This window comes from Kiloniella sp. (genome assembly GCF_048259265.1).
In the GTDB taxonomy this organism is placed as follows: Bacteria; Pseudomonadota; Alphaproteobacteria; order Kiloniellales; family Kiloniellaceae; genus Kiloniella.
The window spans coordinates 518,497-530,530 of record NZ_JBLXHT010000001.1; the positions used below are offsets into that span (position 1 = coordinate 518,497).

Sequence of the window (12,034 nt, forward strand, 5' to 3'; positions counted from 1 at the left end):
GGAAGGTCGTTACCTTGAATTTCAGCCGTAATGCAGCCCTATGGATTGTAGTGGCCCTGCTTTTGTTTGCCCTGTTCAATTTGTTTCAGGGGCCGTCGTCTCAGAGCGGGCAACAACAGGTAGCTTATTCTGAGTTCCTAACCCAGGTCGAATCTGGGCAAGTTACCTCTGTTACTATTCAGGGGCGTGAAATCAAAGGTGTTTCCAGTGATGGACGTCAGTTCTCTAGCTATGCGCCTGATGATCCAAAGCTCGTTGAAACGCTGCGTGATGCTGGCGTGATCGTAAAAGCAATACCAAAGGAAGAGGGATCTACACTGATACAGATTCTGATTTCATGGTTCCCTATGATCCTGTTGATTGGTGTGTGGATTTTCCTTTTCCGCCAAATGCAGGGGAATAGCGGTAAGGCTATGGGCTTTGGTAAATCCAAAGCTAAGCTGCTGACGGAAAAGCAAGGGCGCGTCACCTTTGATGATGTCGCCGGTATTGATGAAGCCAAAGAAGAGCTTCAAGAGATTGTTGAGTTCCTGAAAGATCCTCAGAAATTTCAGCGCTTGGGCGGAAAAATTCCAAAAGGTTGCTTGCTTGTTGGCCCTCCGGGTACAGGTAAGACGTTGTTGGCGCGGGCGATTGCCGGTGAAGCAAATGTGCCTTTCTTTACTATTTCCGGTTCTGACTTTGTCGAAATGTTTGTTGGTGTTGGTGCTAGCCGTGTCCGCGATATGTTTGAACAGGGTAAAAAAAATGCGCCGTGTATTCTGTTTATTGACGAGATTGATGCTGTCGGTCGTCACCGTGGCGCTGGTATGGGCGGGGGTAATGATGAACGCGAACAGACACTCAACCAGCTTCTCGTAGAGATGGATGGTTTTGAATCAAACGAAGGCGTGATCATTATTGCGGCAACGAACCGTCCTGATGTTCTTGATGCTGCGTTACTGCGTCCGGGGCGTTTTGACAGACAGGTTACTGTAACAAACCCAGATATTCTTGGGCGTGAAAAAATTCTCAAGGTTCACTTGCGTAAAGTTCCTTTGGCGCCTGATGTTGATGCGCGTGTTGTTGCGCGGGGAACACCTGGTTTCTCTGGTGCTGCTTTGGCTAACCTTGTTAACGAAGCTGCCTTGCTTGCTGCCCGTTCAGGTAAGCGTGTTGTTACGATGTCTGACTTTGAAGATGCAAAAGACAAAGTAATGATGGGTGCTGAGCGTCGTTCAATGGTCATGACGGATGAAGAGCGGGAAATGACTGCCTATCATGAAGCCGGACATGCTCTTGTCGGTATTCATGTTAAGGGCAATGATCCTCTTCATAAGGTGACAATTATTCCGCGTGGTCAGTCACTGGGTGTGACCATGAACCTGCCAGAGCGAGATCGCCTTGGTTATAAGGTCATGGAAATGAAGGCGCGCCTTGCGATGATGTTTGGTGGTCGCGAAGCTGAACAACTTATCTATGGCGCAGACAACGTTACGACCGGTGCTGGCAATGATATTCAGCAGGCGACAAACATGGCCCGTTCCATGGTGATGGTTTACGGCATGAGCGAAAAGCTGGGCCGCTTGCGTTATGTTTCTCGCCAAGATGATCCATTTAGCTATGGCGGCGGCGGTGATAACGGTATGGGGGTTTCCAGTGAAACTCAGAAAATGATTGATGACGAAGTTCGAAGCATTATCGAAACGGCTGAAATGCAGGCTCGTGATGTTTTGACAAAACACCGTGATCAACTTGAACTTATCACCAAAGCACTTTTGGAATACGAATCTCTATCTGGTGAAGATGTTAAACAGCTTCTGAAAGATGGCAAGATTGACCGTAGTGATGATAGTAATTCTGATCATGGCTCTGATGTACCTCGTACTTCAGTTCCAAAGAGTGGAAAAGTTCATCGCGATGATGAAGAAGATGACAAGGGTGGTGCAACACCAGAACCTCAGCCTGAAAGCTGATCGTTTTTCTGTCATGATGATTTAATAAAACCAAGGCCTCGCATTCTGTGGGGCCTTGGTGTTTTACACAGATATCCACAGGTATCTTATGTCACATAAACTCTATATTCGCCCGGTTGGAATATCTTCTACCCAAAGCTCTGTTGGCAAGGCATTGCCCTTTATGGGGAATGGCAACAGCTTTGCTGCTGCGGAAGTGATGATCAGAACGTCAACCGGAGAAATCCGAGAGCGTCATGTTCTGCCCACTTCGGAGATTTTACCGTGGTTAACGGATAATAACCATACGGATTTAACTTCTACGGCATCTGATCTCTTGGCGACTTTGGGGAAACCAAGGTCTTCTTTTGCGGGTCTGGATATGTCTAGGCCCCATGTTATGGCTGTTATTAACGTCACGCCCGACTCATTTTCTGATGGCGGGGATCGTTATTCTGCTGGTACAGCCGTTGGTGATGGTTTGCAGATGATCGACAAGGGAGCGACAATTCTTGATATTGGTGGGGAATCAACGCGACCAGGTGCCGATCCGGTTTCGTTGGACGAAGAGTTAAGGCGGGTTATTCCTGTTGTCGAAAAACTCGCCGAAGCAGGGGCCTTGGTTTCAATTGATACCAGACATGCAAAGGTGATGACAGAGGCCGTGCAGGCTGGTGCCGCTATTATCAATGATGTCACGGCGTTGGAAGGTGATGCAGAAAGCCTGGAAGCTGCCGCAAACGCAAAAGTACCTGTTATTCTGATGCATATGCAGGGGACCCCTGAAACGATGCAGGCAAATCCGCTCTATCAGGACGCTGCTCTGGATATTTATGATTATTTGCAATTACGTGTTCAGGCGTGTCTGGATGCTGGTATTCCAAAAGATATGATTGCAGTTGATCCAGGTATTGGCTTTGGGAAAACTGTGGATCATAATCTTAGATTATTGGATACTTTATCTCTTTTGCATGGCATCGGATGCCCGGTCTTACTTGGCGTTAGCCGCAAGAGTTTCATAGGCAAGCTGTCACAAGGCGAAGAACCAAAAGATCGTGTGGCGGGATCACTTGCCTGTGCGTTAGCGGGTTTGGATCGTGGTGTTCAGATGTACCGGGTTCATGATGTGGCAGAGACAAGCCAAGCCTTTGCAATTGGACAGGCTATAAGACAGGCTGTGTAAAAGCATATTTAAAAAATATTAGTGTTGGTGTTGGAGTTATAAAAAAGAGATGAGCCGTAAATACTTTGGAACAGATGGTATTCGTGGAAAAGCGAATGAAGAGCCTGTAACAGCTGAAATTGCACTGGCTGTTGCCAAAGCTGCTGGGGCACATTTCCAACGCGGTAATCATCGCCATACAGTCGTGATCGGCAAAGATACACGTTTGTCCGGCTATCTTCTGGAGCCAGCATTAACAGCGGGTTTTGTTTCCGTTGGTATGGACGTCGTCCTTTTGGGGCCAGTGCCAACACCGGCTGTGGGGATGCTGACACGTTCTATGCGGGCGGATATGGGCGTCATGATTTCGGCATCCCATAACCCTTTTGAAGACAACGGGATCAAGTTATTCGGCCCAGATGGTTTTAAACTGTCCGATGATGTCGAAGCCAGAATTGAAGCCCGTCTACAGGACAACAAATCAATTCCCCTCGCGTCGAGTACCAAGCTGGGGCGTGCACGGCGTCTGGATGATGCATCGGGGAGATATATTGAGTTTGTGAAAAATACCTTCCCCAAAGATTTGCGTCTGGATGGTATGAAAGTTGTTATCGATTGCGCCAATGGTGCTGCATACAAGGTTGCGCCAACAGTTCTCTATGAACTGGGTGCCGACGTTATCCCTGTGGCGGTGACGCCGGACGGTTTTAATATCAACAGGGATTGTGGTGCGACGGCGACCACTTTGATGCAGGAAGCAGTTGTCGCGCACGGTGCGGATATTGGCATTGCTCTTGATGGAGACGCCGACCGTTTGATTTTGGCTGATGAGCACGGTCAAATTGTTGATGGCGATCAAGTGATGGCAATCATTGCCAAGACCCTTCACGCACGTGAACTTCTCAAGGGGGGCGGTGTTGTTGCAACGGTTATGTCCAACATGGGGCTGGAAACATACCTGAATGACCTTGGATTAGAGCTTATTCGTACCCCCGTCGGAGATCGCTACGTGGTTCAGACTATGCGTGAGCAGGGATACAATCTTGGGGGTGAGCAATCCGGTCATATGGTGATTAGCGACCACACAACGACTGGGGATGGCCTGATTGCAGCACTACAGGTGTTGGCTGCGGTTATCAGGGCTGATCGTCCAGCAAGTGAAGTTGTTCGCGGGTTCACCCCGTTACCGCAGTTACTGAAGAATGTTCGCATCACGAGCGGCGTGCCGTTGGATGATGTGTTAGGTATGGGCAAGGTACAAGATGCCATAAAAGCCGGGGAAGCCCAGCTTAATGGCACGGGGCGGGTCTTGATCCGTAAATCCGGAACCGAGCCACTTATCCGCGTTATGGCTGAAGGCGAAGACTCTGATCTTGTGAGTACTGTTGTGTCCGAGATTTCAGATACAATCTCTAACGTAACGTAATTGGGTTCCCAATCAGGTTATCTCGTTTTGAATATATATATACCTAAGGTGCTTTAGGCAGGTGGCGATACGCCACTTGTCTAAAAGACAGACGTGCCGACGTCTGGACCTTTTTTTAGTATCTCTGCCAATATCTCCAATCCTCTGATCAATTTTTCTTCTGAACCGGGTTGGCCTAGACAGATCCTGACGGCATGTGGCGGGGCTTTTCGACCAACGATAAAAGCTTCAGAGGCAGAGATGGTAACACCAGCTCTGTTGGCTGCATGGGTAAACTGGCTAGACCTCCAAGGTGCAGGTAGGTGAAGCCAGACATAGATACCTAATGTTTCGCTTTCCATCTCGTAGTCAGCAAAGATTTCTCTGGCAATTTCAACACGGCGTCGTGCACTCTTTTTTCTACCTTCCAAAATTTTATCTGCAGACCTACTCATGATCCATCTTGTTGCAATTTCAGCGGTAACAGGGGAAGCCATCCAGCATGTAGCACGAACAGCTGCGACTAGACTGGAAATACTGTGTTGAGGGCCTGTCAGAAAACCAACACGCAAGCCGGGGGCGATCGTTTTCGCCAGGGAGCTGATGTAATAGCAACGCTCTGGGGCTAGGTTTGTAATAGGGGGCAAAGCGTTTTCAGCAACAAGACCAAAAACATCATCTTCGATGATTGAAACTCTGTAACGTCGTGCAATGTCGGCTATGGCTTGCCGACGTTCCATGGGGAGTAGGCGTGTTGTTGGATTCTGAAAATTAGGCACGCAGTATAAGAACTTTACATCACCTGCTTTACAGGATTCCTCAAAGGCTTTTGGTAAAATACCATGTTCATCCATTTCAAGGCCATCAAGACGTAGTCCAAGCATTCTGCATACCGATTGTATGCCGGGATAGGTCATTTCTTCACATAAGACGCGATCACCCGGGCGCGCCAGTGCTGCCATTGCGACGGCTATGGCGTGGTGCGCACCTGCGGTGAGAATTACGTTATCCGGCTCAACGGTGAGGCCGTTCATATCAAACCATTTAGCGCCAGCTTCACGATGGTGGGCGAGCCCGGAATGGGGTTGATAGCTAAGCAGAGTTGAAATTTCCGGGTCGGTAGAGATGCTTTGCAGCGTTGATGACATTTCCTTTTCTTCAATGTCTCCTGGGGGCGGATAAGCAAAATCCATCTGGATTAAATTGTGATCTTTAAATCTCGATTGATTGAGCATGTGACGTTCAGCAGCGGATGGTCCATGAACAAAAGTGCCACGTCCAACTTCACCAAATGTAAGTCCCCGACGTTCAGCTTCGGCATAGGCGCGACTGACCGTTCCAACGGTGACCCCAAGATGCCAGGAAAGGTCACGATGCGTCGGAAGACGATCACCCTGTTGCAAGAAGCCGTTTCGAATATCTTCGGAAAGGGCGTCAGCAATTGCCATATAGCGAGGACCTGCGCCGAATTTTACTTTTGGAAGCCAGTTTGTCATGGTGACAATGTAGTCATTGACCCCCTAATTGAGCAAGGTGTAAATGAGACAATGTGTGATTTTTATATAATTGTTCGCTCTGTTTTAAATAGTTGACTTATTTTCAATTGCTTAGGTGATGCTTGGCTGTGTGATGCGCAGGGAAAGGTGAAGACAATGTCTCGTGAATTGTTACGTAATGCTTATGAAAAAGGTGAAAGATATCTTTCTGAGGTTGATAGCCAAAGGGTCTTTCCGTCTGATCATGATCTTAAGGCGCTTAGCCAATTTGAAGAGCCACTCCCAGAGAAGGGGCATGATCCCAATGATATCTTAAAGCAATTGGATGAGGTGGGCTCGCCTGCGACTGTCGCATCTGCCGGGAGCAGGTATTTCGGTTTTGTTGTCGGGGGGAGTTTACCTGTCACGGTTGGTGCCAACTGGATTGCAACTGCTTGGGATCAGGTTGCATCTTCTCCGGTGACATCGCCTGTGGCCGACAAAATTGAAAAAGTAACAACACAATGGCTTTTGGATGTCTTGGTTTTACCAGAGCAATCTGCGGTTGGTTTTGTGACTGGGGCGACAATGGCAACTTTCACCGCTTTGGCGGCTGCGCGGCATAAGATTCTGAAAAAACACGGATGGAACGTTGAAGAAGATGGTCTTTTCGGAGCGCCTGAAATCAAGGTTGTTGTGAGCGATGAAGTCCATGTCACGGTACTTAAAGCGCTGTCTATGCTGGGGTTGGGAAAGAATCGGGTTATTAAGATCGCAACCGATGCTAACGGTGCCATTGATATCAGCAGGTTACCGGTATTGGACGGCCAAACAATCGTTTGCACACAAGCTGGGAATGTGAACAGCGGTGCCTTTGATCCTATTGATGAGATTTGTAATCGTGCCAAAGCGGTTGATGCCTGGGTACATGTGGATGGAGCCTTTGGTCTTTGGGCGAGGTCTTCTGTATCTCGGGCGTATTTAACTAAAGGTATCGAAAAAGCTGATTCCTGGGCCGTTGATGGGCACAAATGGTTAAACACGCCCTATGATGGAGGTCTTGTCATTTGCCGGGATGATGATGCCCTTCATGGTGCCATGTCTGTTTCTGCTGCCTATTTGAGGGAACGAGATGGGGCATCGCAAAGTTATATTCCGGAGTTTTCCAAACGTGCCCGGGGTATTGATATATGGGCAGCACTCAAGTTTCTGGGGCGCGAAGGGCTCGATGACCTGATTTCCGGTTGTTGTGATTTAGCTCAGTATTTTGCAAAAGGTCTGGAAGCTTTGGGATTAAACATTTTGAACGATGTTGTTCTCAATCAAATCGTGGTTTCCTGGGATAGCGTAGAGAAAACAGAAGCCTTAATTGAAATGGTTCAACAAGACGGCACGTGCTGGTTTGGTCCTACGGTCTGGAAAGGTCACAATGCGTTTCGGCTTTCAGTATCATCCTGGAAGATAACGCACCAAGATATTGATCAGTCTTTGAAGGCGATTGAAGATGCCATGAAAAATATTGAGGCAGAGAATAAGATCGAGCCAGCAAAATAGGAAAGAGAAGGTCTGAGTAATAATGGAAATTCCACTGTACCAAGTAGACGCATTTACGGGGCAGCTTTTTAGTGGGAATCCAGCAGCTGTTTGTCCCCTGACCGAATGGTTACCGGATGATCTGTTGTCTGAAATCGCAGCAGAGAACAACCTGTCTGAAACGGCCTTCTTTGTTCCGACACAACAGGGGTATCATTTGCGCTGGTTCACGCCGACAACCGAGGTTGATCTTTGTGGTCATGCTACTTTGGCAACAGCACATGTGATTTCCACTGAACTGGATCAAACAACCAAAGAAATTTCATTTGAATCCAAAAGCGGGGTGCTGAAGGTTGCTTGTCACAATGGGCGATACACGCTTGATTTTCCGTCTCGCAGACCGTCACCTTTGGATGGCATTTCGATGGTTGAAGAGGCGATTGGTGTGCGCCCGCAAGCAACCTATATATCAAGTAAGCTAATGGCTGTGCTCGATGACGAAGAAAGTGTTCTTGCTGTTGAGCCAAACTTTGACAAAGTTGCCGAACTGCCTGGGGATGGTTTGATCATCACATCAACTAGCCGTGATTATGATTACGTTGCCAGATACTTTGGCCCGCATTGTGGTATTCTGGAAGATCCTGTAACTGGCTCAGCGCATGTTGTTTGTGCACCTTATTGGAAAGACGTGCTTGGTAAGTCGACAATGATTGCCAAGCAGGTTTCTAAGCGAGGTGGTGTACTCGAGATAGAGGATTGTGGAGATCGAATTCTTTTAACGGGAACGGCAATACTTTATCTCAAGGGGGTAATTTATCTATAGTGTATCCGGTTGGTTCAAAAAGAGATCATAGGCATGAATATCGAAATAGTAACATCACCTGAGGATTTTTCTTCTGTTGTGCGGCTTTTCAAGAACTATGAGAAGTGGGCGCAAGCATGCCCTTGTTTCGAAGGATTTGAGAAAGAACTGCATGAAATCGATAAACGTTATTCGCTGCCTAATGGTCGGTTATGGATTGTTAAATCTATTGAGGGGGAAGCTGTCGGTGTTGTTGGTGTAAAGTTCAAAGAGACGGCTTGTTATGAGCTTAAGCGCCTTTGGATTGAACCGTCTGGGCGGGGGCACAATACAGGACAGGCCCTTATCAATAGAGTTTTGGATTTTGCCGCGGAACAAAAGGCACGCTCAATATTACTTGAAACTGTCCGGGGGCAAATGGATCACGCGATCAAGCTCTACAAAAATTCAGGCTTTCTGCAGACTGAATTTGATGAAATCACTAATGTTATGAAAATGTCCTATACCTTTTAGAGCGGCCATATCCAGAGGATAAGAGGCACTGACACCACAAGGATGATGACATCAAGTGGAAGCCCCATGCGCCAGTAGTCGCCAAATTTATATCCACCCGGTCCCATAACAAGCAAATTGGATTGATGCCCGATAGGCGTTAAGTAGGTCGATGAGCTTCCGATTGCGATTGCGATCAGGAAAGTGTCAACATTCACACCTAAACCATTCGCAATAGAAATACCAATGGGGGCCATCAGTACCGCTGTCGCAGCATTATTCATGACATCAGATAAAATCATGGTTATGAAAATCAATAATCCCATGATGGCCCAGACAGGAATATGTGCACTCAATGATACAAGCGGCGAGGCAATCATTGCTGTACCTCCCGATGTTTCCAAGGCTAGCCCGACAGGGATCATTGCTGCCAAGAGCACGATAATTGACCAGTCCACAGATTCGTACAGTTCTTTGAGGTTGAGCTCACCCAACAAAACCATAGTGCCAACAGCACCGAGAAAAGAAATTTGGGGGGGCAAAATACCAAAGACGACCAGAAGAATTGCAATCGCGAAAAGAAGAGGTGCAACAATTGATCCCCGTTTGGGGGTTAGGGAAAGCTCTCTTTCCGCAAGAGGAAGAAGCCCTAGGGATGCTAACGTCTCAGGCATTTCCTCTCTGATGCCCTGAATGAGCAGAACATCACCGGGCATAAAACGAACCCGTCCGATCCGTTCGTTGACCGGTTGACCTTGTCGGGCAACGCCGAGGGTATTAATGCCGTGGTGTGTATGTAATTGCATGTTATGTGCAGTCCGGCCTTCAAGCCTGGATCCTGGTGTAACCACAGCCTCTAATATACCAACTCGATCAGACTGAAGATCTTCAGAGCTGTCATCTGCAGAGCCAACAAGCTCGAGATTGGCTTCATCAACAACCCGCTGGAGTGTATCGGTATCTGATTCGAGGGTAAGAATGTCTTCTGCTTTGAGGCGCATATAACCCGATGGGGCGAGCATACGGTCTTCGCGCCGAACCAAGGCTACGACAGCGACGTTACCCTGAGCCAGTGTTTCCAAATCGACAAGACGGTGTCCCACATAAGGTGAATTTTCCGGAATTCGGACTTCGGCTATATAGTCTTCAATCTGGAAAAGGCTTTCATTCTCACTGTTGTTTACAGCTCTTTTCGGCAACAGGCGCCAGCCCACGACAGAGATAAAAAGAATGCCTGTTAAGGCGACACCAAACCCCACGGGTAAGAAATCGAACATGGCAAAGCCTTGCCCGGTTTCAGCCTGTCGAAAACTTGAGATAATGATGTTAGGTGGCGTACCAATGAGCGTGGTGAGGCCGCCAAGCAATGAGCCAAAGCTGAGGGGCATCAGGACTTCGCTCGTAGGTCTTTTACTGTTGTATGCGCTGCCGATCGCTATTGGAAGCATAAGGGCAAGGGCGCCGACGTTGTTCATGAATGCGGAGCAAATGGCAACAACTGTGGTCAGTGCCAGTATGTGAAGTGTGGGATGTCCCGCAGCAGGCTCTAGAAAACGAGTTGCCAACTCGACGATACCCGAATTACGCAATGCCTGTGAGATGATCAAAACGGCGGCAACGGTAATTACCGCAGGATGCCCGAATCCTTCAAAGGCTGTATCCGCAGGGACAACACCAAGGATCACAGATCCAATAAGTGCCATCATTGCAACAACATCGTACCTTATTCGGCCCCATATAAATAAAATTAATGCGAGACCTATAATGGCAAAAACGATAAATTGATCGGTATTCATTCCCACCCTGCTTTGGCCACCTAACTTTGCGAAGTTAATTACTAAGTATATAGAAAATATTCTGGAATAGCACTGACTACAATGCTGTGCTTATGCAAAAATTTCATTTCTGTGAAAATCAGGCAAATAAAAGGGAGCATTTTGCGGTGCAATATGTTTATGATGCGTCCGCGACCTGAAAAAGTCGGTTTGCGACCCTAGCTTATAGGGTGGTTTGTTTCGTGTAGTTAAAAAAAAACTGCCATACTGGAGTAAAATGTCCAATGAAAGAAAAACCTAGTGAACGTCCCTTAAATCCAAGATTTTCATCCGGGCCTTGTTCCAAGCGTCCTGGTTGGTCTTTGGATTCACTAGGCTCTTGCTGGCATGGAAGATCTCATCGCGCAAAAGGCGGAAAAGCCAAGCTCGCGGAAGTGATCGAAAAGTCACGCAAAATCCTTGGTATCCCCGAAGATTATCGTGTCGGAATTGTCCCAGCCTCCGATACTGGTGCCGTAGAAATGGCACTGTGGTCTCTTCTCGGACCACGGGGAGTAGATATGCTGTCATGGGAAAGTTTTGGCAAGGGTTGGGTTACAGATGTAATCAAACAGCTGAAACTCAATGATGTACGTACTTTTGAAGCCGATTACGGGAAATTACCTGATCTATTACAGGTTTCTTGGGATCGTGATGTGGTTTTTACCTGGAACGGTACGACCTCTGGTGTTCGTGTGCCTAATGGAGAGTGGATCAGTTCTGATCGTGCGGGACTTTCTATTTGCGATGCAACATCAGCTGCTTTTGCGATGCCTTTACCCTGGGATAAGCTGGATGTCACAACGTGGTCGTGGCAAAAAGTTCTGGGGGGAGAAGGTGCTCATGGCATGATCGCGCTCAGTCCGCGTGCTGTTGAACGGCTTGAGAACCACGAGCCATCTTGGCCGATGCCTAAGATTTTCCGTTTAACAAAAGGTGGAAAATTAAACGAATCGATCTTCACTGGAGCCACTATTAATACGCCTTCGATGTTATGCGTCGAAGATGCACTGGATTCTCTTGGTTGGGCTGAAAGTGTGGGTGGCCTAGAAGGCCTGGTTGGTCGTTGCGATGCAAATTTTGCAGTCATTTCGGATTGGGTTTCCAAAAGTGATTGGGCTGCCTTTCTTGCTGAAGACACATCGACAAGCTCAACAACATCTGTTTGCTTGAAGGTAACGGCTGACTGGTTCATAGCCCTTTCTGATGATGCGCAGGCCAAAGCGGCCAAAAGACTTGCGGCATTGTTGGAAGAAGAAAATGCCGCGCTTGATATCGGTGCTTATCGTGATGCACCGGCGGGCTTACGCATTTGGGGTGGTGCCACAGTTGAAACCTCAGACATCGAGCTTTTGTTGCCCTGGTTGGATTGGGCAATAGAGCAAGTACGTACAGAATTCGAATAGAGTGTTGGAAA

At 47.8% G+C, this 12,034-nt stretch carries 9 protein-coding genes; 7 read left to right on the plus strand and 2 right to left on the minus strand.

Going from position 1 to position 12,034, the window contains the following annotated elements:
* Positions 1–14 precede the first annotated feature (14 nt).
* From ftsH to glmM, 3 genes are all read left to right on the plus strand, one after another.
* The gene (ftsH, locus tag ACN0QW_RS02505; protein ID WP_299380867.1) at positions 15–1,955 is read left to right on the plus strand and encodes an ATP-dependent zinc metalloprotease FtsH; all 1,941 of its coding nucleotides are present in this window, start codon (positions 15–17) and stop codon (positions 1,953–1,955) included.
* An 88-nt stretch (positions 1,956–2,043) separates the two neighbouring features.
* Entirely contained in the window at positions 2,044–3,117 is a 1,074-nt protein-coding gene (folP, locus tag ACN0QW_RS02510) for a dihydropteroate synthase (RefSeq protein WP_417428476.1), read from the plus strand.
* 49 nt (positions 3,118–3,166) lie between these two features.
* Complete coding sequence (gene glmM, locus ACN0QW_RS02515; RefSeq protein ID WP_417428478.1) at positions 3,167–4,522, plus strand: phosphoglucosamine mutase; 1,356 nt, start codon at positions 3,167–3,169, stop codon at positions 4,520–4,522.
* Positions 4,523–4,602: 80 nt separating this feature from the next.
* Here glmM and ACN0QW_RS02520 read toward each other — a convergent pair whose 3' ends face one another.
* On the minus strand, positions 4,603–5,997 hold the full coding sequence (locus tag ACN0QW_RS02520; RefSeq protein ID WP_417428480.1) for a PLP-dependent aminotransferase family protein: 1,395 nt from the start codon (positions 5,995–5,997) through the stop codon (positions 4,603–4,605).
* A gap of 156 nt (positions 5,998–6,153) precedes the next feature.
* Between ACN0QW_RS02520 and ACN0QW_RS02525 the strand changes: the two genes are divergently transcribed.
* Genes ACN0QW_RS02525 through ACN0QW_RS02535 form a run of 3 tightly spaced genes read left to right on the plus strand, consistent with a single transcriptional unit; the run spans position 6,154 to position 8,824 of the window.
* On the plus strand, positions 6,154–7,530 hold the full coding sequence (locus ACN0QW_RS02525) for a pyridoxal phosphate-dependent decarboxylase family protein (RefSeq protein WP_417428482.1): 1,377 nt from the start codon (positions 6,154–6,156) through the stop codon (positions 7,528–7,530).
* A gap of 22 nt (positions 7,531–7,552) precedes the next feature.
* A complete protein-coding gene (locus tag ACN0QW_RS02530) occupies positions 7,553–8,332 on the plus strand; it encodes a PhzF family phenazine biosynthesis protein (protein WP_417428484.1) in 780 nt (259 codons plus the stop codon).
* A 33-nt stretch (positions 8,333–8,365) separates the two neighbouring features.
* Positions 8,366–8,824, plus strand: coding sequence for a GNAT family N-acetyltransferase (locus ACN0QW_RS02535; protein WP_417428486.1), 459 nt, complete (start codon positions 8,366–8,368; stop codon positions 8,822–8,824).
* Here the strand turns inward: ACN0QW_RS02535 and ACN0QW_RS02540 are convergent.
* Entirely contained in the window at positions 8,821–10,599 is a 1,779-nt protein-coding gene (locus ACN0QW_RS02540; protein ID WP_417428488.1) for an SLC13 family permease, read from the minus strand. The two genes, ACN0QW_RS02535 and ACN0QW_RS02540, sit on opposite strands and share 4 nt — an antisense overlap.
* A gap of 263 nt (positions 10,600–10,862) precedes the next feature.
* On the opposite strand from ACN0QW_RS02540, the gene ACN0QW_RS02545 reads away from it, so the two are divergent.
* The gene (locus ACN0QW_RS02545) at positions 10,863–12,023 is read left to right on the plus strand and encodes a phosphoserine transaminase (protein ID WP_417428490.1); all 1,161 of its coding nucleotides are present in this window, start codon (positions 10,863–10,865) and stop codon (positions 12,021–12,023) included.
* Positions 12,024–12,034: the final 11 nt, after the last annotated feature.

Coding starts and splice junctions, on each gene's coding strand:
- glmM (WP_417428478.1), top strand. CDS start 3,167: ATGAGCCGTAAATACTTTGGAACAGATGGTATTCGTGGAAAAGCGAAT.
- ACN0QW_RS02545 (WP_417428490.1), top strand. CDS start 10,863: ATGAAAGAAAAACCTAGTGAACGTCCCTTAAATCCAAGATTTTCATCC.
- ACN0QW_RS02535 (WP_417428486.1), top strand. CDS start 8,366: ATGAATATCGAAATAGTAACATCACCTGAGGATTTTTCTTCTGTTGTG.
- ACN0QW_RS02530 (WP_417428484.1), top strand. CDS start 7,553: ATGGAAATTCCACTGTACCAAGTAGACGCATTTACGGGGCAGCTTTTT.
- ACN0QW_RS02540 (WP_417428488.1), bottom strand. CDS start 10,599: ATGAATACCGATCAATTTATCGTTTTTGCCATTATAGGTCTCGCATTA.
- ACN0QW_RS02520 (WP_417428480.1), bottom strand. CDS start 5,997: ATGACAAACTGGCTTCCAAAAGTAAAATTCGGCGCAGGTCCTCGCTAT.
- folP (WP_417428476.1), top strand. CDS start 2,044: ATGTCACATAAACTCTATATTCGCCCGGTTGGAATATCTTCTACCCAA.
- ACN0QW_RS02525 (WP_417428482.1), top strand. CDS start 6,154: ATGTCTCGTGAATTGTTACGTAATGCTTATGAAAAAGGTGAAAGATAT.